General features: G+C 42.5%; 25 protein-coding genes and 1 pseudogene. 4 read left to right on the forward strand and 22 right to left on the reverse strand.

Translation table 11 applies throughout. From position 1 onward, the window contains the following. Positions 1–11: 11 nt before the first annotated feature. The 13 genes and pseudogenes from J7J00_RS05560 to J7J00_RS05620 form a co-directional block, all read right to left on the reverse strand. Positions 12–776 carry an ABC transporter ATP-binding protein gene (locus tag J7J00_RS05560; RefSeq protein WP_214788502.1) on the reverse strand — a complete coding sequence of 255 codons (765 nt, stop codon included), beginning with the start codon at positions 774–776 and terminating at the stop codon, positions 12–14. Next, positions 773–1,570: an ABC transporter ATP-binding protein gene (locus J7J00_RS05565; RefSeq protein WP_214788504.1), complete on the reverse strand. Its 798-nt coding sequence runs from the start codon at positions 1,568–1,570 to the stop codon at positions 773–775. Before J7J00_RS05565 ends, J7J00_RS05560 begins: the two co-directional genes overlap by 4 nt. Further along, positions 1,567–2,406 carry a nickel transporter permease gene (nikC, locus tag J7J00_RS05570; RefSeq protein WP_214788507.1) on the reverse strand — a complete coding sequence of 280 codons (840 nt, stop codon included), beginning with the start codon at positions 2,404–2,406 and terminating at the stop codon, positions 1,567–1,569. Before nikC ends, J7J00_RS05565 begins: the two co-directional genes overlap by 4 nt. Next, complete coding sequence (nikB, locus tag J7J00_RS05575; protein WP_214788510.1) at positions 2,397–3,350, reverse strand: nickel ABC transporter permease; 954 nt, start codon at positions 3,348–3,350, stop codon at positions 2,397–2,399. Before nikB ends, nikC begins: the two co-directional genes overlap by 10 nt. Next, positions 3,351–4,880: a nickel ABC transporter substrate-binding protein gene (gene nikA, locus J7J00_RS05580; protein WP_214788514.1), complete on the reverse strand. Its 1,530-nt coding sequence runs from the start codon at positions 4,878–4,880 to the stop codon at positions 3,351–3,353. 163 nt (positions 4,881–5,043) lie between these two features. Continuing rightward, entirely contained in the window at positions 5,044–5,382 is a 339-nt protein-coding gene (locus J7J00_RS05585) for a hypothetical protein (protein WP_214788518.1), read from the reverse strand. Between the two features lie 307 nt (positions 5,383–5,689). Then, complete coding sequence (locus tag J7J00_RS05590; protein ID WP_214788521.1) at positions 5,690–6,832, reverse strand: mannitol-1-phosphate 5-dehydrogenase; 1,143 nt, start codon at positions 6,830–6,832, stop codon at positions 5,690–5,692. 5 nt (positions 6,833–6,837) lie between these two features. Next, the gene (locus J7J00_RS05595; RefSeq protein ID WP_214788524.1) at positions 6,838–8,928 is read right to left on the reverse strand and encodes a BglG family transcription antiterminator; all 2,091 of its coding nucleotides are present in this window, start codon (positions 8,926–8,928) and stop codon (positions 6,838–6,840) included. A gap of 86 nt (positions 8,929–9,014) precedes the next feature. Next, a complete protein-coding gene (locus J7J00_RS05600; protein WP_214788527.1) occupies positions 9,015–10,958 on the reverse strand; it encodes a PTS mannitol transporter subunit IICBA in 1,944 nt (647 codons plus the stop codon). A 201-nt stretch (positions 10,959–11,159) separates the two neighbouring features. Then, positions 11,160–12,452 carry a CitMHS family transporter gene (locus tag J7J00_RS05605; RefSeq protein WP_214788530.1) on the reverse strand — a complete coding sequence of 431 codons (1,293 nt, stop codon included), beginning with the start codon at positions 12,450–12,452 and terminating at the stop codon, positions 11,160–11,162. A gap of 249 nt (positions 12,453–12,701) precedes the next feature. Continuing rightward, positions 12,702–13,578 (reverse strand): annotated as a pseudogene (locus J7J00_RS05610) (helix-turn-helix transcriptional regulator). A 133-nt stretch (positions 13,579–13,711) separates the two neighbouring features. Beyond that, positions 13,712–14,401: a response regulator gene (locus J7J00_RS05615; protein ID WP_214788533.1), complete on the reverse strand. Its 690-nt coding sequence runs from the start codon at positions 14,399–14,401 to the stop codon at positions 13,712–13,714. 11 nt (positions 14,402–14,412) lie between these two features. Beyond that, positions 14,413–15,990, reverse strand: a complete 1,578-nt coding sequence (locus J7J00_RS05620; RefSeq protein WP_214788536.1) for an ATP-binding protein — start codon at positions 15,988–15,990, stop codon at positions 14,413–14,415. 172 nt (positions 15,991–16,162) lie between these two features. On the opposite strand from J7J00_RS05620, the gene J7J00_RS05625 reads away from it, so the two are divergent. Continuing rightward, positions 16,163–16,396, forward strand: a complete 234-nt coding sequence (locus tag J7J00_RS05625; protein ID WP_214788538.1) for a hypothetical protein — start codon at positions 16,163–16,165, stop codon at positions 16,394–16,396. Between the two features lie 120 nt (positions 16,397–16,516). Here J7J00_RS05625 and J7J00_RS05630 read toward each other — a convergent pair whose 3' ends face one another. Both J7J00_RS05630 and J7J00_RS05635 read right to left on the reverse strand, forming a co-directional pair. Continuing rightward, positions 16,517–16,936 carry a collagen-like protein gene (locus J7J00_RS05630; RefSeq protein ID WP_396020488.1) on the reverse strand — a complete coding sequence of 140 codons (420 nt, stop codon included), beginning with the start codon at positions 16,934–16,936 and terminating at the stop codon, positions 16,517–16,519. 855 nt (positions 16,937–17,791) lie between these two features. Continuing rightward, positions 17,792–18,700 carry a DNA-3-methyladenine glycosylase family protein gene (locus J7J00_RS05635; protein ID WP_214788545.1) on the reverse strand — a complete coding sequence of 303 codons (909 nt, stop codon included), beginning with the start codon at positions 18,698–18,700 and terminating at the stop codon, positions 17,792–17,794. 169 nt (positions 18,701–18,869) lie between these two features. Here J7J00_RS05635 and J7J00_RS05640 point away from each other — a divergent pair, with 169 nt between their 5' ends. Continuing rightward, the gene (locus J7J00_RS05640) at positions 18,870–19,466 is read left to right on the forward strand and encodes a bifunctional transcriptional activator/DNA repair enzyme AdaA (protein WP_214788547.1); all 597 of its coding nucleotides are present in this window, start codon (positions 18,870–18,872) and stop codon (positions 19,464–19,466) included. Continuing rightward, positions 19,456–19,980, forward strand: coding sequence for a methylated-DNA--[protein]-cysteine S-methyltransferase (locus J7J00_RS05645; RefSeq protein WP_214788550.1), 525 nt, complete (start codon positions 19,456–19,458; stop codon positions 19,978–19,980). Before J7J00_RS05640 ends, J7J00_RS05645 begins: the two co-directional genes overlap by 11 nt. Positions 19,981–20,041: 61 nt before the next feature. Here J7J00_RS05645 and J7J00_RS05650 read toward each other — a convergent pair whose 3' ends face one another. The 5 genes from J7J00_RS05650 to J7J00_RS05665 all read right to left on the reverse strand — a co-directional run bounded on the left by J7J00_RS05650 (position 20,042) and on the right by J7J00_RS05665 (position 22,252). Next, positions 20,042–20,485 carry a DUF2690 domain-containing protein gene (locus J7J00_RS05650; protein ID WP_286201198.1) on the reverse strand — a complete coding sequence of 148 codons (444 nt, stop codon included), beginning with the start codon at positions 20,483–20,485 and terminating at the stop codon, positions 20,042–20,044. An 84-nt stretch (positions 20,486–20,569) separates the two neighbouring features. Continuing rightward, on the reverse strand, positions 20,570–21,043 hold the full coding sequence (locus tag J7J00_RS05655; protein WP_396020489.1) for a YjfA family protein: 474 nt from the start codon (positions 21,041–21,043) through the stop codon (positions 20,570–20,572). 347 nt (positions 21,044–21,390) lie between these two features. Then, positions 21,391–21,534: a hypothetical protein gene (locus J7J00_RS28620; RefSeq protein ID WP_309487138.1), complete on the reverse strand. Its 144-nt coding sequence runs from the start codon at positions 21,532–21,534 to the stop codon at positions 21,391–21,393. A 109-nt stretch (positions 21,535–21,643) separates the two neighbouring features. Further along, positions 21,644–21,886 carry an NUDIX hydrolase gene (locus tag J7J00_RS28625; RefSeq protein WP_309487139.1) on the reverse strand — a complete coding sequence of 81 codons (243 nt, stop codon included), beginning with the start codon at positions 21,884–21,886 and terminating at the stop codon, positions 21,644–21,646. A 99-nt stretch (positions 21,887–21,985) separates the two neighbouring features. After that, a complete protein-coding gene (locus tag J7J00_RS05665) occupies positions 21,986–22,252 on the reverse strand; it encodes a transporter suffix domain-containing protein (protein WP_309487140.1) in 267 nt (88 codons plus the stop codon). A 288-nt stretch (positions 22,253–22,540) separates the two neighbouring features. Between J7J00_RS05665 and J7J00_RS05670 the strand changes: the two genes are divergently transcribed. Then, a complete protein-coding gene (locus tag J7J00_RS05670) occupies positions 22,541–23,221 on the forward strand; it encodes a copper homeostasis protein CutC (protein ID WP_098373714.1) in 681 nt (226 codons plus the stop codon). Positions 23,222–23,688: 467 nt separating this feature from the next. Here the strand turns inward: J7J00_RS05670 and J7J00_RS05675 are convergent, their stop codons facing one another. Next, a complete protein-coding gene (locus J7J00_RS05675; RefSeq protein WP_396020492.1) occupies positions 23,689–24,483 on the reverse strand; it encodes a putative protein N(5)-glutamine methyltransferase in 795 nt (264 codons plus the stop codon). A 197-nt stretch (positions 24,484–24,680) separates the two neighbouring features. Continuing rightward, positions 24,681–25,418, reverse strand: coding sequence for a MerR family transcriptional regulator (locus tag J7J00_RS05680; RefSeq protein WP_214788560.1), 738 nt, complete (start codon positions 25,416–25,418; stop codon positions 24,681–24,683). Positions 25,419–25,629 lie beyond the last annotated feature (211 nt).

Raw genomic sequence — 25,629 nt, forward strand, 5'->3', positions numbered from 1 at the left:
ACACAACCTCATTATTCAAACATCGAAATCAGTTCTTTTGTGTATGAATGGCGATTGCTGCAAAAAAGCTGTTCGTTTTCGAAAGAGTCCACAATAACCCCCCCTTTCATCACCATGATACGTTGGCTCATCTCCTGTACAGCCGATAGATCATGAGAAATAAAAAGGTAAGAAATGTCCAAAGTCTCCCGCAGCCCGTCTAACAATTTCAGCATCGCCGCTTGTGACAGAACGTCCAGGCTTGAAGCCGGTTCATCCAATATAATGAGGGCAGGTTCAATGCTGATCGCGCGGGCAATGGTCGCCCGCTGCTTTTGTCCGCCGCTTAGCTCATGCGGGTAACGTTCAGCAAAACTCTTTGGAAGCTCCACGGCTTCCAGCAGCTGTCCGATAAAGTTCGCTTCACCTGTATACGTAAAATGTTTCATATTGACCTGGCTGCCAAATTGAAGATATGGATCCATTAGTGAATCTTTTATCCTTAGTTTTGGATTCAAGGCCGATGCAGGATTTTGCAAAACGGCCTGGATGTTCTTGCGATACGGTTTTAAACCGCGTTCGCTTTTGTTTTGCAGCGCGGTTCCTTCAAATAGGATGCTGCCCTGGTCAAAAGATTCAATCTGAAGGATGAGTCTTGCCAGTGTGCTTTTTCCGCAGCCGCTCTCTCCCACTAACCCGAGGCATTCCTTCCTTTCGATGCTGAAATTCACGTTCCTTAGTATTTCCACTCCGTTATCATAGCTTTTATGGACATTTCGCACGTCTAATAAAGTCATCCTGACACCCCTTCAAGCTTAAATGGAATTCTGCTCAATGATGGCGATGATTGAATCAGTTTATTCGTATAAGCATGCTGCGGATGATTCAATACCTGATTTTTATCACCGGTCTCAATGATGGCCCCGTCTCTCATGACCGCAATGCGATCCGCATACTTCTTGACATGACGTAAATCGTGGGTAATGAATAAGACCGCACATCCGGTTTCTTTTTGGAGCCTTGATAACAGCTGTAAGACCTTAAAGGAAGATACACTGTCCAAGGCTGTAGTCGGTTCATCCGCTATCAAAATATCCGGTTCAAGCAGCAGGGCTATCGAAATGGATACGCGCTGAAGCTGCCCACCGCTTAATTGAAAAGGGTATCTGCCGTAGATATCTTCATTCAGGCCAACCGATATGAGCGCCTTGACCGCCTGCTGCCTCCTTGCCTTTTTGGAAAGGTTCAAATGTGTTCGCTGATATTCGTCGAAATGTTGACCGATAGTAAGGAACGGTGTGAATGAACCCTGGTAATCTTGAAAAATATAGGCCAGGCGCTTTCCGCGAATCTTCCTGATTTCAGAGGAAGATAGCGTTAAAAGATTCTTTTCCTCGTACCAAATTTCCCCCTTAGCTTGGAGATTGGGTGCAAGCAGCTGACATATTGCCATGGCCGTCATGCTTTTGCCGCTCCCACTTTGTCCGACAAGTGCGAACCACTCACCTTCCTGCACATCTAATGAAAGATCCTTGACGATATGATTTTGCTTTCCCATGATATTTAGCTGCCTCACGGATAAAATGCTCATGATCCCACCTCCTTTTTCACATCGAATGCATCGCGCAAATAATCACCGAGTATGTTGGATAGAAGGACGACAAATACGATGGCGAGCCCCGGGTAAATCATGAGCAACATATTGGATTGAAAGTATGGACGGGCATCATTCAGCATGGCTCCCCACTCTGGTGCTGGCGGCTGCGCCCCTAGCCCGATATATGATAAGGAAGATATGAGCAAAATGATTTTTCCTAAATCAAGGCTAGCCAATACAAGCACGTTCCCGATAAGGTGCGGAAAAAGATGCTTCCGCATAATCCCAAATGAACTTAATCCATTGATTTTAGCAGCTGTAACATAATCCTTCCGACGTTCGGTGATCACCGTACTTCGCACAAGCCGGGCATAATTCACCCATTTCACTAGAACGATCGCCAATAGGAGATTTTCGATTCCTGGTCCTAGTAAGCCACTAAGCACAATGGCAACGATCGTATCAGGGAATGCGAGAAATGCGTCTGCAATGCGCATGAAGATCCGATCGCTCAGACCTCCTTTAAAACCGGCAATCACCCCGAACGGGACGCCGATGATAACAGCGGCAAACAGAGATAAGAAACCGTAGCCAACCGTCAGCTGTGCGCCAAGCAGAAGACGTGTCAATACATCACGCCCTAGATGATCCGTCCCTAACGGATGTTCCAAGCTCGCCGGCCATAGCCTTTCTCCGAGATTGACCAGTGCCGGATCATGTTTCAGGATAAGAAAGGTGTAAGCCGCAACGGCAAGGACTGCAGCCATCACCGTAAAAAGGACGGTCATTCTCCAGCGCCTTTTGGATTTTTTTTTGATAACTAACTCCATTTTCCATGCTTCCTTTCCTTCAGTCTTAGCTCCGGATTTAAATAGCGATAAGATAAATCCACGGCACTATTAACCATGAATACAATGATGGCCATGACCAACAGGTATCCTTGGATGACTGGATAATCCCGTGAACGAATCGAGTCCACGACCATCTTACCAATGCCTGGATAGGCAAAAATCACTTCGATCACCACTACACCGCCGATCAGGCTGCCGAGGCTGACACCGAATACGGTAATGACCGGGGGCAGGCTATAACGAAATGCATGGGCAAAAAATATCCGCATTTCCGAAATCCCCCTTGATCGGGCAGCCCTGATGAAATCATGACTGAGGGAATCAATCAAACTCGAACGCAGCAAACGGACGTACACACTTGTGATGGCCAGCCCCAATGTGACTGAAGGCAGAATCAAAGAACGAAATCCGTCCCTGCCCATTGTTGGAAGGGACCCCCATCGTACCGCAAATAAATCCATCAAGAGCAGCCCCAGCCAAAAGCTAGGGATGGCTGCGCCCAACAAAGAAACGGCACGGCTCATCTGATCAATCCAGCTTCCCCTGTATAAGGCAGCAAGCGAACCTAATGGAATGGCTATACCAAGCATCACAAGCAATGCGCCAACCGCCAGCTCAAGTGTTGCAGGCAGCCCGCTCATGATCATCTCCATCACAGGCTGATTCGTCAGATAGGAATTACCGAAATCCAATTGGATAAAGTCCATAAACCAATCGCCATACTGCACTAACAGCGGATCATTGAACCCCAATTCTTCACGAAGCTCATTGACTTGTTCGTTTGTGATCGACACATCATCCACTTGAAGTATCGAGAGAACCGGGTCCCCTGGAGCAAGCCGAACAAAAAGGAAAGAGATGAATGTAATCACAAGGACAAAAATCACGACCTCAATGAATCGCCGGACTAAGATGCTGAACATTCACTTCACATCCAGTTCATTCGTCAGCATGTAGTATTCGCTTCTCGAAGTGGTCCAGTTTTTAACTTTATCGGCATCATAAGCAACAAGCGTATTCGGATGTAAAATGAATGAATTATACACTTGTTCATCCACATACATCGCAATATCCTCAGCTAAATCCGAGCGCTTCTCCTGTCCGACCGTTACGTTCAGCTTGTCAATCAGTGACGTCAGGTGATCATCATCGGCCCCACTGAAATTCAAGGCTCCCTTTGGATGATAAGTAGCATTTAAATAATAGCCGGCATCCCCGCGCGGAGCCGTTAAATTGCTGTAGGTCGTTAAATCCCAATCGCGATTGGCAGCCATATACTCTTCAGGGATTTCTATTTGCTTGATTTTCACACCAATCCCCAACTGGCCGGCATCCGATTGAAAAACTTGGGCAATTAACGGCAGGTCGGCACGTGAACTGTATGTAAGAAGTGTAAACGTTAACGGTTTGCCGTCTTTTTGCATCACCCCATCCACTTTTTTATATCCCGCCTGATCAAGAAACCCCTTAGCCGCTTCCATTCCATTCTCTTTTTTCGGATAGTTCGGAGCAAAAGAGAAAGTGGACGGAAATGGCCCTGTTGCCACTTCTGCATGACCATGTAAAATCGTATCAGCAATGGATGAACGGTCGATCAAGGCATCGATCGCCTTTCGGACGTGTATGTCCTGCAGTGCTTTACGTTCCAAATTCATCGTCATTTGATGGACCCGGAAAGTGGATGTCGATTCAACCTTCACACCATCTATCGCCTCTAAATTTTCCAGGCTTTCCACTTCCGGACGGAAAACAATATCGGCGTCTCCCGATTCAAGGGCAAGGGAACGTGCATTGGCATCTTCATTAAACGAAAACCTGGCTCTCTCAAGCTTTGCGGCTCCATCCCAGTAAGACTCATACCGAATTAAATCAACAGCCGTACCAGGTATGAATTTCGAAACGGCAAATGGCCCTGTTCCTATCGGCTTGTTTATATAGTCACTTTCCTTCACGGCAATAATCGATGTATTTGGATGGACCAATTCAGAAGGAAACTCAGGAAGGGGAACCTCCGTCTTAATGGTCAGCGTATTTCCGTCTGCTTCAATCGATTCAATGCGCAAAGCATTCTTGATCGCCGGACTATCCTTCATCGCCCTCTCCAAGGAAGCCTTTACCGCTTTGCCATCCATCGGCTTTCCATTCTGAAAAGTCACACCCTCCCTTAACTCAAAATTCCATAACTGACCATCCTTGCTATCCCAGCTTTTCGCCAGCCAAGGTTCGATGGTCAAATCCTCATCATTGAGATGCACCAATGTCTCAGTGATCCCAGCCCTTAGTGACACATAACTAGTATCAACATTCGGATCAAGCGAGCTAGCCGCAAAATTAAAAAGCAAGTTCACTTCCTTCTCCCCTCCCCCTTGGTCTTTCGCAGACTCGGTGGAACAAGCAGCCAAAAGAAAGAATGAAAAACATACAATAAAAATCGATTTACATTTTCTAATCACGATAGATTTCCTCCATTACCTCAACTATTTTTATCGGCTGCTGCAAAATCGTATTGATTACGATTTAAACCGCAGCTTTGCTTTACTATCATGACAAACCAGGCAACGCACTGCCGAGTGCTTATCCGAAATCAAACTATGTAATGCTCCTTGAGTGTAAACATTAATTCACGAGTATTTGCTCCAAACTCACGAGTATTTGTGCCAAATTCACGAGTAAATGCTCCAAACCCACGAGTAAACGCCCCAAACTCACGAGTAAACGATCCAAACTCACGAGTAAATGCGCCAAATCCGTGAGTAACGGCTCTAAATCTCGTGCAATACCCTTCACAGTCTTGTGTAAAATCAACCAACTCGTGTTTGAACACCAATTCACGAGTATTTGTGCCCAACTCACGAGTAAACGCCGCCCCAAACTCACGAGTAAACGCCCCAAACTCACGAGTAAACGCTCCAAACTCACGAGTAAATGCGCCAAATCCGTGAGTAACGGCTCCAAACCCGTGAGTAACAGCTTAAATCTCGTGCAATAGCACCCAAAATCTTAAGAAATTGCACCTAACTTTTGATTTACTGCACTATCCGCATTTAGTAAAGCCTAATCTCATAAAAAACTCCTTTCATCCAAATCGAAATTATTACGATTTATACTTTATATACACCCTCATATCTTGACTGTCTTTTATTATAAAACGTAATGATTACTGTTTACAAGGTTTTTTTGAGTTTTAAAGTTTATCGGATATATAATTGGCTTTTTAATTAAGAAAAAACTCCTGAAAAAAGTTTTCAGGAGTTTTCGGCTTTTATTTCAAGTTGTTGTAGTGGTTGATAACTTCTTTGGTTATTTCGCTATTTTCGTCCAATCCGCTAACTTCTTTAAGTGCGGTAGCTATACCGTGTTCTTTGATCATCGTTTGCAGTTTAAGGGCTTCTTCATCTTCGTTAAAATCAAAGAGTAAAGCGGCGGCTATCGCTTTCGCCAGATTAGTATAGGAAAGTCCGGCTTTTTTAGCTTCTACGGCAGGGCGCACGAGGCGGTCGTTTGGCCCGAGCTTGCGCAGCGGTGAACGGCCGACTCTATTCACCGAGTCATTCAGGTAGGAGTTTTTAAATCGATTAATGATTTTTTCGATATACTGCTGATGCTCTTCTGCATCCAAACCGTATTGCTTTATTAAATAAGCGCCCGTTTCCCCTAGGGTTTTCTTGACTTGCTCTACAATGCCTGCGTCTTCCAATGATTGGTCAATCGTCGATTTATTATTTTTGAGATAACCAAGGTAAGCAATGACGGCATGTCCTGTATTAACGGTGAACAGTTTTCTCTCAATGAATGGAGCGAGTTCTTTTACAATGGTCATCCCTTCAACGGCAGGAATGCTTTCATTCGTTTCAACGACCCATTCATAATAAGGTTCCACCAAGACATCGAGTGATCCTTCGTTATTTTGAATGGGAACGATGCGATCGACTGCTGAGTTAAAGAAGTATACTTTATCGGCTAGTTTTTCTTTTGTATCTTGATCCAAGTTTTCTAGAATGTAGCCTTCTAAAAGGTCTGTTGCCGATATTTGGTTTTCACAAGCGATCACATATAATTTTTCATCGGTTTCCTTCACCCTTGAGGCTAATCCTTTTGCAATTAAAGGAGCGATATGAGGCAAAATATTGGGACCGATAGCAGTGGTGAGGTAGGTTGCTTCGGAAATTGCTTTAATGATTTCCTCTTCCTGCTTTAAGCTGTTTAAACCCGAAACATTTTCTACTGTTACGGATTCTTGTTGATCAGTAGCCAGTTTGACTTGATATTGCTTTTTATCATTTAACTGATCGATGATTTGATCGGCTATGTCCACAAAAGTCACATGATATCCAGATTGTGAAAAGAGTGCTCCGATAAATCCTCTTCCAATGTTTCCTGCACCAAAATGTACTGCTTGTTTCATTACAATCATCCCTTTATCAAGTTAGTATATAAATAGTCCAAAAATATGGCTTCCAGCCTTCTGTTAATCATTTCCTCGTCCGAAGATGAAAAAATCATGATGGATTCATTGCTTTCAATTAAGCTTGAGCTTATTAAGCTGACGATTTCCTGCTGCTTCGCACTCAATTCTTCAGGTGCCAGCATCAGCAGTAAATTTTTCATATGGACGTCATTTCCATCCATACCTTTGACCAGACGATATTCCTCCAGGTGGGCCACCTGGAATATCAGTTCTTTCACATTCTTGTGTCTCGTATGGAAAAGGCCCATTCCAGTGCCAGGAATGCCTAAACCACCTTTTTTTTCCCGTTCGTTCAAGGAATCGATTACATCATCCACACCCATTAGCAGTGATTCATTTTCAGCCATCCTGACCATTTCTTCGATGATTTCTGGATGTCCTTTAAGATGCGGCAGCCGATAAAACCGGAAATTATCCATGATTGACTCGATGCTCTGCTGGGCATCTTTCAATTCCTGCAGCACTTCTTTCAATTCGCCATCCTCTTTTTTGGTCACGGTATCCTTATGGGCGGAATGACTGCCATAACGCTTATTCTTCGTGAAGTTTTCGATATTCTTCCTTAAATAATTCCTGATGTTCAATATATTCTCTTCACTCAAAAGTGGGGATACAAGAATATAATCACTATCGATATACGGAAGCCGGACGGTAGAAATGATCACATCATAGTTTTTCAGGCTGCCCTGCTGCTGGATGTCTTTGATCGTCTTGATTTCTACAGTCTCGATTTCGATGATTTCTTTTTTGATCCGGCTTGCAAGCATCTTCGACGTGCCGATACCTGTCGGGCAAACGATGAGTGCCCTTATTGATATTTCTTCCTCCCGCAGCACTAATGCAGATCCGAAGTGCAGGACGATGAAGGCTATTTCATCTTCAGGAAATTCTTTTATTTCTTTGAATCCTTTTTCCAGACTGGTCTTTACTGCCAAAAAGAGAACCGGATACTTTCGTTTAATATCTTCGGTTAAGGGGTTGTACAATCCCATTTCCTGTTTGATCCGGAATATTGATGGTTCCATATGGGCAAGAAGCCCTTGATACAATGGGAAATCCATGGTCAAATCGATTTGCAGTTGTGCCGAAACATCTTTTATCAGGTTTCTTATCAGCTGGCCAAGCAACACACTGTCATATGGAACAGCATCCGCCGCATGAAGCTTGGAACCTTTAAGGATGGCTGCCAGGTAGCTTATATCATCGATGGTAAAAGAGACTTCCAGCATGGTGCTGAGTTCCTTGCCTATTTTATTCATGAGATTATTCTCATCGGAAAGTTCGCTTATTTTCTTGAAGTCCTTCTCCAAAAAAAATTGGCTTTCATTCCTTTGCAGGGTTACATAAATATGTACAATTAACCCTATATACCCGCTATCCGCCAAACGAGAATGGACACTGTTAAAAGTGGAAAACAGCACCCCATCGATAGCCAGAAGATATTCGGGATCAAAATAGTCGAGGATTTTCGCTTCTGGGAATTTTCCTTCTTGCAACAAAAATAAACTTTCAATCAGCTCTTCATTAAAAAAGTGCAAAAAATAGGCGGCCTGGGCTTTCCGTTTATTTTCTTCAGTGCCGGCAAGCTCTATTCCGACTCCCCTTTTTCTCGTAATCACGATATTAAAATTCTTTAACCATTCAGTCAGTTCGTCCAAATAGGTTGTAAGAGTCGTAATGCTTATACCGAGATCCCCCGCAAGAACTTGAGTTTTATATGATTCTTCCTGCAGTAAAGCTAAAAGGAGATGCAACTTTCTTTCTTGTGGCGTTTGATCGATTGGATGATTGCCCATCAGGTGCTGTACAAGCCGAAAGACTTGTTCATTCTTCCCGTCGATGGTCAGTCCCTCATGTGTATTGCGTGTTAAATGCAACTCAAATGATTGCAGGATTTTTTCTATGGACTTCAGATCACGTTGAACAGTCCGGACACTAACATTCAATTGTGTCGCAATGGATAAGGCTGTATGTTTTCCAGAAGTTTTTATGATTAATTCTATGATTGATTTTTCCCTTGAAGTAATATACATGCTACCAACTCATTTCTGGTGGAGTAACACGAGAAAATACTGAATAGAAAAGCGAAAAACGCTTTTCTATTCTTGGTTAAGTTTATTTAATTATTTCCGACATTTATAATATCCATCAATTCCCTGGCTGATGTGGCTTTAACCATCTTTTCGATATTCTCCATCTCAGAGCAGGTAACTGCAATGCCAGATAGAATTTCAAGATGTGTCCCGTCCTTGCCGGCGATGCCGAATATCAATCGTGCCTTTTGGCCGTCAAAGTCGACTCCATCAGGAATTTGTAGAACGGTAAATCCAGATTTAAGGACATCTTTCTTAGCTTCCTCGGTTCCGTGCGGAATGGCTACATCATTCCCCATATAGGTTGAAGTCAATTCATCACGGGCAATCATTGCTTCAATATAGCTTTCCTTAACGTAACCTGCATTGACCAAAGCTCTTCCCGCAAAGCGGATCGCTTCTTCCTTATTGGCGAATTGTTGATTAAGGAAGACGTTTTCTTCGCGAAGCAATTCATTATCATCCTGCTCATCAACGTTGATGCCAGGCTCGATTGAATGTTCACGAACACCGGGAACCTTCTCTTCAGCATCTTCGACGATTTCATGCAGCTCATCGGTGCCATCATCCTGAAGCCGCGCAAGCAATGAATCGTATTCAGGGCTCGATAGGAAATTATCGACGGATACATGATAAGCATTCGGCACTTTATTTTGTGCCCTTGGAGTTAACTCTTCCTGTGTTATGACGATTTGTGCATCAGCAGGAATGTTCGAGATCGCCGTATTGGTCACGGTGATATTCAATCCGGCTTCCTTCACCTTCTTGCGAAGTAGCGAAGCTCCCATCGCACTTGACCCCATCCCAGCATCGCAGGCAAATATTATTTTGCTGACGTTCGTTGGCATCGTTCCCGGATCTGAAGCGAATACATCGGCAACAGAGCTTTTCTTGCCTTTCATTTCTTGCATTTTTTTCGCAGCATCTTCAATATTCTCTTCAGATTGCTTTCCTGTTTTCAGGATGAATGCACCGACGATGAATGAAACAAGGGCGGCTACGATCACGCCTGCAAAGTTAGCAATATATGCGCCCGCATTATGCGGAGTTACTGCTGTAATGGCAAGTATGCTGCCTGGAGAAGCAGGAGCGAACAATCCTCCGCCTAGTAGGACCAATGTGAAAACTCCACTCATTCCTCCAAGAATAACGGCTAAGAATAACATCGGCTTCATTAGGATATAAGGGAAATAAATTTCATGGATCCCGCCGAAGAAATGAATGATGGCAGCTCCTGGAGCCGATTTCTTCGCCGTTCCCTTTCCAAAAAAGCAATAGGCAAGCAATACGCCGATACCTGGTCCAGGATTCGATTCAAGCAGGAACAGGATTGAAGCCCCTGTTTGTTTAACTTGCTCTACACCGATTGGTGATAGTACACCATGATTGATGGCATTGTTCAAGAACAATACTTTGGCAGGCTCGATCAGGATACTTGTCAACGGCAGTAAACCTGTACCGACAAGCCAATCGACTCCTGCTACAAGCCAGCCTGTAAATACGTCAACAGCAGGCCCGATGGCCAAGAAGGATAGAATGGACAATAAGCCGCCAATTATCCCCGCTGAGAAATTATTAACAAGCATTTCAAAACCGGCTTTTATTTTCCCTTCAATCAATTGATCGAATTTCTTGATGACATATCCGCCGAACGGTCCCATTATCATGGCGCCAAGGAACATCGGGATATCAGATCCGACGATGACGCCCATTGTCGCAATGGCACCGACTACGCCGCCACGGTGGTCATGGACTAGCTTACCACCTGTATACCCAATTAAAAGCGGCAGTAAAAACGTAACCATCGGTGTAACCATTTTGGCAAGGCTTTCATTTGGCAGGAAACCAGATGGGATGAATAGGGCAGTGATTAGCCCCCATGCTATGAAAGCTGATATATTCGGCATGACCATTGAACTTAGAAAGTTACCGAACTTTTGAACTGCAACTTTTATATTAAAGTGAGCCATTTTGCACTCTTCCCTTCATATTAATATAGTTTCCTTTAATCTTAAGGTACGTACCTTCCGCATTCAATAAAAGTAAAAGCTAACTTTGTCGCGAAAGAGAAGACAAACATAATGTATCTCACTTTTCCAGATTTATTCACTGCTTGATAAAGACAAAAAAGAGTCCCGTTCGCATCTTAGCGAACGGGACTCTTTAGAGCTTTATAGCGGGATGATTCCCAATAGGACACATACCACTATCATGACAAGCGTCGATCCGCATGCCCATTTCAGGAAGGTACGCTGCAATGCACCGAAATCTTCCCCTACCATTCCAACCAATAGATAGGTAGATGGAACAAGCGGGCTTAATAGATGGACGGGCAACCCTAATAGTGAAGCTCTGCCGATCAGGGCAGGGTCAATTCCATAAGCAGCTCCCGCTTTAGCAAGCAATGGGAGCACACCATAATAAAATGCATCATTAGACATGAAGAACGTAAAAGGTGCTGAGATGATGGCTGTGATGACAGCAAAATGTGCGCCCATTTGATCTGGAATATGCTGGATCAAAGAGTTTGCCATGGCATCGACCATTTCCGTACCGGCAAGGATTCCAGTGAAGACACCTGCTGCAAAAATCATCGAAATTACAGATAAAGCATTGTCCGCATAGTTTGCCACACGCTCCTTTTGATCACTGAGTTTCGGATAATTAACCGTAATGGCAATGGCAAAACCTATCATGAACAGAACCGCTGAAGGCATAAGTTCCATAATCAGCGCCACCAGCAATGTAAGAGTCAATGCGTAATTGAATATAATCATTTTAGGACGCTTAATATAAGCATCTTCCGTTGCAGCCGCTTGCTGTGCCATAACATGATAATCGACTTCTATGATCCCGATTCTTTTTCTTTCTTTTTTACCCAGGCAATATGCCATGAAAAGGACGAACAGGACTCCGCCGATCATCGCTGGGATGACAGGGGTGAAAACATCGGACATTTCAAGTTTTAAAGCGGTCATCACCCGTGCTGTAGGGCCTCCCCAAGGAAGAAGGTTCATGACTCCAGATGACGAAACGGCAATACCGGCCAATACAAGCGGTCTCATACCAATCCGTTTATATAGCGGAAGCATGGCTGAAATCGTTATCATATATGTGGTTGTACCATCTCCATCCAAGGAAATCAGCAAAGCCAGAACTGCTGTGCCGATCGCAATTTTCACTGGATCTCCTTTTACAACTTTAAGTATCGTATTGATGATCGGATCAAAAACGCCAGCATCGATCAAAATGCCAAAGAAAAGGATCGCAAATAAAATCATGATTCCCGTTGGCGCAACGTCTTTGATCCCTTCCAGCGCCATCTCACCCATTTTACCGCCAAACCCGCCAATAAGTGCAAAGGCACTTGGTACTGCAATCAAAGCTATCATGGCTGTAAGTCGCCCTGTCATAATTAAAATCATAAACGCTACTATCATCAAATATCCTAATAAAGCGAGCATATCAATCACTCCTTATCTTCTAATAAGGTAAATTGTATATGAAATCGCTTCATTTGTAAGCGTTCTCAATTTATTGTGTTTTAAAACTATTTTGTTATTTTTGTTCATTGTGTTCACGGAAGCGATTTTTCGAGGCTGAACCGGCGCCACTCCCCGGGTTGCATGGCGGGTTCTTCAAAGAAATGATTGCAATTATTAAGAAAACTTTGACTATATCTTTATCGCTGGCAAAGGCATGCTACTGCGCATTTATTCTTCAAAAGATAGATTTGCCGGTCCATCCAAAAGGTCACAGCCGTAATTTATATTGGTCGTTGGTGTATCTTTACAGACTTCCTCGAATTCCAGTTCATCGATCCATACTTTGCCACGCCCTGAAAGAAGGACCCCGAATGAAATGATGGCACTGTTTTCAGGTACATCCAAGACAATATAATAATGGTTCCATTCCGTATCGTTAATGATAGGCCGATTCCCCATATTGTCGAATTGCAAAACATCATGAAGGGCATTATCCACCCTCATCCATAAACCACAAAATCCATCAACATCTTTTGATTTTAAAAAACCCGACAGTTTCATTCTTTTACAAAGATAATTTTCCGCCTTGAATTGCTGCATCATCGTTGCAAACTCCTGATTCCGCAGTGACAGATTTCAGGAAACCTGATGCCTGGCCTTTATGGAAAGTCTCCCGGTCAATTCCCATTTTATAATTGAATGGAGGACTCCCGCTTAAATTCCATCCTTTTAATAATTGTTCGTTTTTCATCGTCATTTCCTCCTTTAGCAAGGTTAATTTACTTACGAGTTTCCGATATTGCCCTGGCGGCAGTTCATAATATTTCTTAAATGATCGAGTAAAGGATTCTTGTGTTTCAAAGCGGTAATAAAAAGCAATGTCGATTATTTTTTCATCTGTAAAAAGCAGCATGTTAGCTGCATTGGCGATCCTTCGATATCGAATATTTTCTGATACGGTCACTCCAACCTCCTTGTGAAAAATACGATGATAATGAAATTTCGAAAAACCTGCGAATCGTGCGATGTTATCCAAGGACAATTCCTCTTGTTAGCTATTCTCTATATATTCAATCGTTTTTTGGATGATGGGACTGTATCTCATTTCCGAACCTCCTTAAGAATAAGATAACAGATTAAAACATCGTGTTTTTGACATATATTGCTTTTTTGAAATCTTTCAATCCATGCATGCATAAAAAAACACCTCCAATCTTGAAGGTGCTTCACACTTAATTCTATTGAATTTTATAATATCTTCGCTCAGGTCTTCCCACTACCCCGTATACGACTTCCGCTTTACATTTCTTTACGGATATCAAATATTCCAGATAGCGTCTCGCGGTTGTCCTGGAAGCGCCGATCTGTCCGCTCACTTGCTCAGCCGACAAACCGATATCGCTTGCTTTGAGTACCTCGATCACTTTCGCCAAAGTGATTTCGTCGACCCCTTTCGGTAAGGCCGGCCCATCGTTTTTTTCCGAAACCGCAGATCCCTTTTTCAAAATAAGATCAACAAAATCCTGATCTATCTCTTGTTTGGATTTCATCAGATGGACTTTCTTCAGATACTCTTCGATAACTTGGTTGAAACGTTTCATTTCCACTGGTTTAATTAAATAATTCTCTACACCATAGTGAAGCGCCTTTTCAAGTTGGTCTTTATCCGTTGCCGCGGTAATCATGATGATATCCACATTCGGGAACTTTTTCCGTATGTCCGGAAGGAGGTCTGTACCAAGTTGATCTGGCATATAAACATCAAGCAAAAGCAGATCCGGGCTTTTTTGCTCCAAGATCCGAAGCGTTTTTTTGGCATTGACAGCTTTTCCGACCACTTCTATTTCATCAAAGTTTTTTAAGAACTTTTCATGGATATCCGCTACACGAAAATCATCTTCTGCGATGACTGCTCTTATCTTCAGCATTCTTTCCCTCCTCACTGTTCTTTAGGAAGATACACGGTGAATATGGTGTTTCCATCCTCGCTGTAAACTTCGATAATGCCGCCCAGCTCTTTGACGACATGATCAGCATTCGAAAGTCCATAACCACTCGGACTTCCGCTGTTTTTCGAAGTGAAACCCCGATCGAAAATATGGGCGATGGCATCCTCAGGTATTCCTTTTCCGTTATCACTCACTTCAAAAACCATATCATTTCCGATATCTGTGGCGAAAAATTTCACGAGCGGCTCTTCCATGCTTGAAACCGCTTCAAGTGCATTATCGATAATATTGCCTAGAATCAATGTTAGTTGTGACAATTTTATATGATCCGGCAGTTTCTCTAGGTAACTTTGTGCGTCTATTTCAAAGAAGATCTTCTTCTCCGATGCTTTCCCTATCTTTCCAAGTAAAAGGGCTTGTACCTTTGTATCCTTTATCTGTTCGAACACGACACGGTTCAGGGAATGCAGTTCGGATGTTTCGCTTTGAATCATATCTATTGCTTCATCATATTCGCCTAATTGTATCAAACCTGAAAGGACATATAGTTTATTGGTGAACTCATGGGTTTGTGCCCTTAAATCCTCTGAATGCATCTTCACTTCCGATAATGTGTTGACCATTTCCTCAATTTCCGTTCGATCACGGAACGAAGCGACAACACCGCTTACCCCTTCACTATCGAAGATTGGCGTACAATTGACGATAACGGATTTGTCTTTCCATGAAATCTCCTTATCCACTTGCGGTTCACCGGACTTCAGCACTTCGAATAAATATTTCGAAGGAAATAGGCCATCCACATTCAAATGGCGAACCGACTCTTGAATATCCAGCAATTTTTTTGCCGGCTGATTCATCGAGGTAATCAACCCATTATGGTCAATGGCCAGAATCCCTTCTTTCACCGATTGAAGCACTGCATTTTTTTCTTTATATAAATTGGCGATTTCAAATGGTTCCAGCCCCAAAGTATCTTTACGTATGCTCCTTGCCAGCATATAACTGCCAATGATCGATATCATGATGGCCACTAAAGATACAATCATCTCTCTGGACAAGTCCTTGAAAATTTGGGCGCGGACATCGTCGACTAAAAAACCAACGGAGACGATTCCAATTATTTTTCCATCCGCATCGAATACCGGTGACTTCCCCCGAATGGAAAGACCGAGTGACCCTGCCGCTTCGGAGACATAGTATTCGCCTTCCTGAATGGCCCTGGCATTATCCCCGCCTTCCATCCGCTTCCCAATTTCGGAAGCAAGCGGATGGGAATAGCGAATTCCCTCTTTATTCCCGACAACGATAAACTCAGCCCCTGTTTCCCTGCGAATCTTTTCGGCAATCGGCTGAATTGTCCTAGCGGGATCATCCGTTTCAAAGGCCTCTGTAACTGTAGGCATGAAGCTAATCGTCTTTGAAAGTTCCAACGCCAATTGACCTTTATCCTTCGCTATTTGCCTTCCTTCCATATAGGAAAAAGTAGTCGTCAATAAAATAATCAAAAACAAGCTCAACGATAAGACTAACCCGAGAATCTTGGTTTCAATCGATACTTTCCTCATATTCAACAGCATCCTCTATTTTCATTTTCATTCACTAAATTTTATAGGAGCATAATGATTTTACCATTTCTATTAAATATTGAACATTGTTGGCCTTTTATTTCGCCACATTCAAAAATGAAAGAATTTAAATAACAAAACAAGGTATAATTTAACAAAAAAGGAGTGCGAAATGAATTTCTTGATTCCTTTTCAAATGATTTATATGATCATCAGCACCCTTTTGCTTATTAATGATTTTTTTCCAGTAAGTATTCTATCTCATATCGTTTCACCCGAGGTACTTCTTGGAGTTATGATCGGTTTATTTCTCAGTGTCCTATTTAAGAAAGATGGTCACACCGATCATGATGTAAGGATCAAGGCGCAGTTGTTTTACACGATCAACGATAGGCATTTCCCTTAATGATCTTTTTCTTTGGATAGTGCTGCTTCTGTCTTGCTGTCATATCTTTTCATATGGGAAGAAAGCAAAACAATCCGAAACATAAAATGCTCAAAGGAAACATCTCCTTTGAGCATTTTTTCAAAAACAGCTAAATGAATTAATTTGTCTTGTATCGATACCAAAAATCGTCCAGAACCTGCCATTCCACCTGAAGCCGGCAACAGAACGCGGACCGACGAAAATGGGGTAATACCAGAAACTCGCACCATTGTTTAGCCATATAAACGTATTCCTGAACAGACAAAACGAAATGGCACCTGGATCTACGGCAAATGTTGAAGCCGATTGCTGTTGAGGGATAAACGCTGGCGGGGGCGCTGTTGGTGCTTGCGAACTCGGCGGTGGTCCTGGTTGACCTGGGAATTGAGGCGCACCGGGAAAACCGGGTTGGCCTGGAAAGCCCGGTGATCCTGGTATGCCTGGAAAGCCGGATAGACCGGGAAACTGCCGTTCAAGAAAAACTTGATCTTCATAATGATACGTTGGGTACATATACATGGTCATTCACCTCTATAAGATTGAATGTAATAAGTTATGATATATGGACTCAAGGTGTTTGGGCAGGAAATGCAAATTATCTCCGAATAGAGATATCGACGTAATCTTTAGTTTTATCTCCGGATATAGGGATATATCGACGCAATTTACTGTTTTATCTCCGAATTTAGAGATATATCGACGCAATCTACTGTTTTATCTCCGAATTTAGGGATATATCGACGAATTTTATAGTTTTATCTCCGAATAGAGATATATCGACGTAATCTACTGTTTTATCTCCGAATTTAGGGATATATCGACGAATTTTATAGTTTTATCTCCGAATTTAGGGATATATTGATGAATTCTATAGTTTTATCTCCGAATATAGAGATATATCGACGTAACCTACAATTTTATCTCCGAATATAGGGATATATCAACGTAATCTACTGTTTTATCTCCGAATTTAGAGATATATCGACGTAACCTACAATTTTATCTCCGAATATAGGGATATATCGACGAATTTTATAGTTTTATCTCCGGATATAGAGATATATCGACGCAATCTACTGTTTTATCTCCGAATTTAGGGATATATCGACGTAACCTACAATTTCACCTCCGAATTTAGAGATATATCGACGAATTTTACTGTTTTATCTCCGAATTTAGAGATATATCGACGTAATCTTTAGTTTTATCTCCGGATATAGGGATATATCGACGCAATCTACTGTTTTATCTCCGAATTTAGAGATATATCGACGTAATCTTTAGTTTTATCTCCGGATATAGGGATATATCGACGCAATCTACTGTTTTATCTCCGAATTTAGAGATATATCGACGTAATCTTTATACACGAAGTCAATATAGCAATCTCCATAAATAGAAGGTCGCATAGGATTCCCAATCGGCCCACGCTTCCGATAGTTTCAGGATTTCCGCTTTCGTTGGTTTTGCTTCCGTTTCCATGACTAGTTTCATGGAATTATGCAGCCCGACGTCATCGATGGGAAAGGCTGCGGGAAAACGCAAACAGCGCATCAAGACATAGTTCGCTGTCCACGGACCGATTCCCCGTATTTTGGTCAGCATTTTTTCGGCCTCTTTTACATCCTTTGCATTCAACAGCTTTTCTACAGTAAGTTCCCCTTCTGCAATCAGTTGAGCAACGCCTATTAAATATTCACACTTCTTCACCGTCATCCTCAAATCAGCAAAATCTTCGACCGTCAATTTCGCTATCACATCAGGCTTTGGAAACAGCCAATATTGCATTCCTTCGAATTCAACAAAATCACCAAATCCCTCCACAAGCCTCCGTTTCAAGGTATAGGCATAAGTCAAGTTAATCTGCTGTCCAAGTATTCCCCAGGCAATCGCTTCAAATAAATCCGGGATGCCCATATTTCTCAAACCGAAGAATTGGCTTACCGGCTTGTGCAATAAAGGGTCTTTTTGGGCCAGCTCATAAAAAGGAAGCAGGTTTGTCTCAAGATCGAACCAATGACGAACGTATTGGGAAACAGCATCCTTTACCTGATTATCCATCGGTGCAGTTCGTTCTGGAAACCGAACGGTCAGCTCCGTCTCATTCATCGCACTGATTTCCACTAAGAGTGTCTCGTTTTCGGCAACAAGTGCCCGATAAATTTTTTGATCAACAATATCGAACAGACATTCATTGGAGGATCTTGATAAGTATTTAAGATTTTCCGAAAAACTAAACTCCTTTGGTGCATGAATTCTCAATTCAATCATGCCTTCATCCATTGATAATGTCCTCCTTTGTCCTATTCTCTTTATTCTAATGAAAAATGGATTCGTTATCTTGCGCTTTGATTCAACTCCCTTATTTTAACATTACGTTATCTTGCTTTTATATTATCAATATGTTTGTATATCAACCCTTTCTTGTATACTAAAAACAGAGGTGAATGTGTTGAATCCAAAGAATGCAGATTTCCCGAATGAATATTGGAGAGCTATTATAGATTGTGATGCAGCATATGATGATCATTTTTTATACGGAGTAATTACGACGGGCATCTTTTGCAGGCCCTCCTGTAAATCCAGGGTGCCTAATAAGGAAAACGTGAAGATTTTCAAAAATGCCATGATGGCTTTGGAAGAAGATTTCCGGCCTTGTAAACGATGTAAGCCGGAAGGATTGAATTTGCCGACAGAAGAATGGGTTGAACAAATAGCCGAATGGATCGACACCCATTACAGCGAACCCCTCACATTGAACATATTGGCGGATATTTCCCACGGCAGCCCCTATCATTTACAGCGATCATTCAAGCGTGTGAAGGGGATATCGCCCACTGAATACATCCAACGGCTACGCCTTGAAAAAGCAACATGGCTGCTGGAAAAGTCCGAACAGCCGATAAATGAAATAGGCTTGGCTGTCGGCTTCTCCGGTACACCCTATTTCATGACGCTATTCAAAAGGAAAATGGGGAATACCCCTTCAGGATATCGGAAAGCTTATCTCAAAACTCAAGTTTTGGAGCGTGAAGAAAATGAAGAATGATAAAGAACAAGCCATTGATTGGGCCATATTGCATTATGATAGGTGGCAGTTATATGTGGCCAAAACGGAAAAAGGGCTTTGCTATGTAGGCTCTCCCGGTCAAACATACGGGGAACTGGAGTCTTGGCTACAAAAACGCTTTCCAAATGCAAGACTCTTTGAAAATGAAAAAGCATTAACACCCTATCTAAAAGAACTCCAAGAATATTTCGAAGGGACCAGGCAGACTTTCTCTCTTCCGACAGATGTAAAGGGCACGCCCTTTCAACAAGAAATTTGGGCAGCGCTGAATCAAATACCTTACGGAAAAACCTGTTCCTATTCCGATATTGCCCAAATCATCCAAAGACCTGCAGCTGTTCGGGCGGTCGGTACGGCCATTGGTGCCAATCCTGTTCTGATCACGGTGCCATGTCATCGGGTTATCGGAAAAAACGGGAACATTACCGGTTACCGTGGTGGTACGGAGATGAAACAATATCTACTTCATTTGGAAGCGGAAATGAAAGTGTGAGTACAAACTGACCGCAAAAAAAAAGCATCCGAACATACGGATGCTTTTTTGCCTTTGTTTTTTAGTACCAAATGGTCACAGCTTTATTATATGCATCACTATTAGGGATCGCATGTATCCCTTGGGCCTGTGCCTTGCGCGGGTCATAATCATATACCATTGGTGTATAGCACGAGGTCTGCCCTTTGTTCACGACACCATTGCCCCCGGAACTGGCACATGTATAGGCCTTATCATCAGTACTTCGGACGATCCTGGCGTCCGCATCATGGTTGTATACGGCGGGGCGTGTCACGGTCACTTTTGCCCAGGCGGTTTTACAGACAGTGCTGAATTTCAATTCTACGTACGAATTGGAATCGATCCATTTTTTATCCTTCGTTACCGCCGAACTTGCACAACTATTATAGAATGGACTTTTTCCATCATAAGTATGTGTTTCGGCCAGAGCCTGATTTTTTCCAAATCCAAAATCGACAAGAAACATCGACAGGGTCATCACCATGGATAAACCTATCATTTTAAGCTTTTTATTCATTTCATTCATCCTTTCTTTCCATAAAAATAGATGAAGGTTTTTCTTTTTTCATTAATACCAGCCGGTTTCACCTGCTGTATATGGCCAAAAAGCGACCGCTTTTGCTTTTCGCGGATCTAAATCATATACCATTGGTGTATAGCAAGTCGTTTGACCTTTATTTATTTCACCATTTCCTCCAGGAGATGCACAGCTGAATTGTTTATTATCAGTATTTCGAACAACCAATGCCGTTGCCTCCCCATCCGTTTTAGCCGGTCTGCTAAGAGTTATCTTTGCCCAAGCCGTTTTGCATGTTGTGCTGAATTTCAACTCCAAATTGGCAGAGCCGCCGTTGGCATAAATTTTCACGGACTTCTTCGTGACTGCGGTATTCGCACAACTATTATAGTAAGGACTTTTTCCATCATAGGTGTGTGTTTCTGCTGATGCTTTACTTGCAAAAAGATCAAGGGAGCCAAAAAGGACTAAAGAAGCTACAAAAAATGAAATGCTTAAAACCATTTTTTTCATTATTTCACTCATCCCCTTAACAAAATTTGTTCACTGTTCATCTTACAATTTTGTTATATTCTTACAAGTGATAAATTCCCTAGTTCATGAAAAACTACATAAACCTCCTTTAACTCGCATCCTGCCATCACTATAACAGTCTGGTAAATCTCGCTTTATCAACTGAATCACCACGGAGACAAAGTCAATATCCCTATGAGCAATTCAGGACAAATAAGGTAATAACTAAGAACATATGCGTATCAAACTGTGACAAAACGAGCCAATAGGCTGCGGTTCCCCGGAAAAGACACAGGTCGATATACTTAATGTTAAAAAAGCCCCGACAAAACTCGAATCGTTTTGTCGGGGCTTCATTTTCATTTAGCGAGGTTTTCCCTGATCAATCTAATGATGCTTTCATAATTGGAAAGATCATGCGGAACGAACTCATCTCGTCCAACAAACCGATCGATCATCATCCTATGGCCTTCGTGATTCATTTCAAACGCATTAATATTCACTTTGTCCTCCGCTCCGGTCCAAAGCTCTTCGAAGTCATTCAGTACAACCTACACCATTCCGGAAACCTTTTCTGGCTGCAGGGTGAAATCATCGAAGCTATGTGCACTTTCATATAGAAAGACGTTTGCCAGTTCTTTGTCGATGAAATCTTCTTGGAACCAACTCGTCAAAGGAAACGTCAATGCCTATTTCTTCTTTAATCTCCCTGACTCCGTCGTATACCGTTTCATGTGCCAATAGATTCAGATAATCTTTTCTCACCGCACAGCGATTCTGAAGATATAGATAATCCACGTTGGCTTCCCTACTGAAAACCAGCAGGCCACTGCCCCAATCTATGTACTTCCTCACGCGAAGCCACGCCTGTTTGAATGCGATCGGAATCGAAAACTTTCAACAACTCAGTTTCCATGGAGCCTTACTACCAGCCCTTTTTTATAATAAACTGCTTCACCCTTTTTCTTTTCTCCAATTCTTCGGGTTTAAATAACCTTTATATTTAGCAGCCACTTCTTTCCCGACCAAAAGCGCGCCCGCCCAAAACATGACTTCCGCAAAGACGATCGCACCTGTTATGACCCCTGCTTTAGCCGCAGTTGAAAATGGAGTAAAAGGAGCTACGACAGGAATGATCCAAGTGAGAAGGGAAATGATCAGGAATCCCATCCCTACTTTGTAAAACCTCGATTTCTTTACTTCCTTACTTTCTTTATCCAATTAAATAACCTCCGTCATGATGATTTTCATTTAATTACCCAGCCAGACATTCCACTTTCAAATATACGATTGAATATATTCTTTTTTTTATACGTTCGAATGTTCATTTCGTTTCATAAATATGAGAAATAAAGAAATTCCATTTGAGGAAAGCTAGGGAAAACTAGTGCAGGTATTTGATGAGAAGTCATGGTATCTATTAATGAATTGACTTTACTATTCTTAATGGATTTAATAATCTTATACAAGCTATTCTTATAACACTTGCATGCAGGAAAGGAAAATCCAATGTACATTGAATTCATTGCCACAACGATAGAAGATGCCATTTTAATCGGAGAATCGGGCGCAGACCGAATCGAGCTTGTCAGTTCTTTGGCCGAGGGGGGATTAACTCCCAGCCACGCCCTGATAGAAGCTGTCGTCCATTCAGTAAAGATACCAGTCAACGTGATGGTGAGGCCTCATAGCCAGTCGTTTTGTTATACTCAAAAAGATTTGGAAATTATGAAAAAGGATATTCAAATCATTCGTTCACTAGGTGCGAACGGGGTCGTATTGGGTGTATTAAATGAAAAAAATGAAATCAATCGACCTTACCTCGAAGAATTATTGACGGTGTGTGAAGGTTTGGAGATTACATTCCACCGAGCCATCGATGAAACAAACGACCCAGTCATTTCAGCTGAAACGCTGGCACAATATCCAGAAATCACAACGATATTGACGTCAGGTGGGCATGGGGAATTCCCCAGCCGCATGAAAACGATTCAACAAATGAAAAGAGTCTGCGGCGACATAGCGATACTGGTTGGAAGCGGCTTAAATAAGGATAATATCCTTGCTATCCATTCCGAACTGCATACCGGTCACTATCATTTCGGTACGGCTGTTCGAAAAAACAACAGTATCATTGAAGGAGTTACATTAGAAAAAGCTAAGGAAATCGTAAACATGCTAAAGAAATAATGTCGGAAAGGGACCGCTTCTTTGGTCCCTTTTATGATGCAGATCTCTTTTTTTGTAAATAGACCGATTCCCAAAACCAAAAACATAATGCCGCCAAAAGACTTATTGCATAGTAATTCTTTGTAGTTAAAACTTCCATACTGAAGTCAAAATCAAGCACCGAACTATAAATTAATAAGCATCCCCCAGGAGCCCTCGATAAAAATAAACATCACCGTGGAAAGCGACAGACAGGAAGAGACTAGACAAAAAAATAATAAGGTATCACACCGCTTAGATCCGATACCTTTTGACTCATTTACCAAAGTTCCATTTTAACCAACACCTCAAGATGTCTTGAATTTTTTCATTTCTGGATTGCCCCATTTTGTTGGGGAAAATTTGATTTTTGAAGGTCATGTTTTTTCCCTAGACATAACATTTTTGTTCCAATCGTTAAAAGTAAAAGCGCCTCTAAAAACATTTCTTTAGAGTGCGGGTCTGGTTCCGATTACGACAGTGGCGTCCAGTTCTTCACACTTTACCACCCGTGGCATCACCCCGTATTTAGCAAAGATTTCTACGGTCTGCATCGCTTGCCGCTCACTGGTCTCGACTAACAAATGGGAGCCCGGTGCCAGCCAAAGTGTTGCCGAAGCCGCCACCCTTCTCTGGACATCAAGCCCGTCCGCCCCGCCATCTAATGCCACCCTCGCCTCATGCATGCGCGCTTCATGGGGTAAAAGACCGATTCCCTCAGTAGGGACGTATGGTGCGTTTGCGACCAGTACGTCAACACGTCCCCGTAAATTGGCTGGAAGCGGTTCATAGAGGTCCCCTTCGTATACCTGACCATTGACTGAAGTGACGTTACGACGCGCACATCGCACCGCGGCTGGGTCAATGTCGACGGCGTACAACTCGATATCTTCGAGAACATCGCCCACAGCGGAGCCAACCGCGCCCGTGCCGCAGCACAAATCCACCACGACTGCTCCTGGCATAGCGAGTGCTGCCGCTTGGCGGACTAAAAACTCGCTCCGTCGGCGGGGTACGAAGACTCCGAGGCCAACTTCTATCCGGATACCGCAAAATTCCGCCCAGCCGATGACGTGTTCAAGGGGTAAACCCGCTATCCGTCGATCCACCATCCCGACCAATTCGGCCGTTGTCCCTGCCGCGATGATGAGCAAGCGGGCTTCTTCCTCGGCGAAAACACAACCTGCTGCCCGAAGTTTAGTGACGATGCTTGTATAAATGGCATCTCCATTAAAAACAGCCACTTTACTTCCATCAACATCATTGATTTTCCCGAGGTTAAAGGCGGCATTCCTAAATTCCATAAGTTTCCCCCTATTCTCTATAAAACTGAATATTATAAACATTACCATAACTATAGTATACAGCTTCTTAAACTCACTGTCCCTTTAGCTATAAAATAAGAAGGTTGCCGGAGCAACCTTCCATCTAATCTGGGGATTCAATTTTTGTTAGCGTCAGCAAAATGCCCCATCGCATCACACATGAATTTTGCTAAACCATCACCGTATTTGTCGATATTTTTGGTGAAGCGTTGATCATCCACATACATTTGACCTAATCCTTTGAAAGCATCCAGAGAGTATGTGCCGAAGTTATTGTTCAAACAATCATACCATTCTTTAATTGCCTCTTGGGCCTCCTCCGACTTAGGCGAGTCATTTCGGATTGACGCAAGTTTTATATAGATATCCGATACAATCTTCTGTGCATCTTTGGACATGCCCGCCACTTTAGCCTTCGAATCATCGACAGCTTTATCCCCCCAAAGCTTTCGGGCTTCTTCTTCATATGGATTCTGACTGAAGTCAAATCCTTCAAATTTTTCTTTATTCGTCATTTGAATTTCCCCTTTCATATGCTTAATCGATTTTTCGACCGTCTCAATTAATTTATCCAGCTGACTGCGTTTATCCAGTAACATTTTTAGATGTTGCTTTAACGCATCTTGTTTATCAAACGAAGAGCTGCTTATCATTTGCTTTATTTCCTTTAACGGCATGCCAAGTTCCCTGAAAAACAGGATTTGCTGCAACATCTCAAGATTATCATTCGAATAAAGGCGATAACCTGAATCGGTTATTTCCTCTGGAGATAATAACCCGATTTCATCATAATAATGCAGTGTCCGCACACTAATGCCAACTAAATCGGCCAGCTCTTTCACTTTCATTGCCACTGATTCTTACCTCCTTTCGATATCATTTACTTTAAGGTATTACGCAACGTCAGAGTCAAATGGAAAAATGAAAATTTTCCGCCCAATTACAAAAGACGATCCTTCCTAATGAAGAATCGCATATTAGTATAGAGTTCACTCTTTGTAAAAGCTTAGGATTAAAGCCAAATCTATGTATTAAATTTTCCCATTACTCGTGAGTTTGACGCCT

Source organism: Bacillus sp. ISL-4 (assembly GCF_018613275.1).
Lineage (GTDB): Bacteria > Bacillota > Bacilli > Bacillales > DSM-1321 > Peribacillus > Peribacillus simplex_E.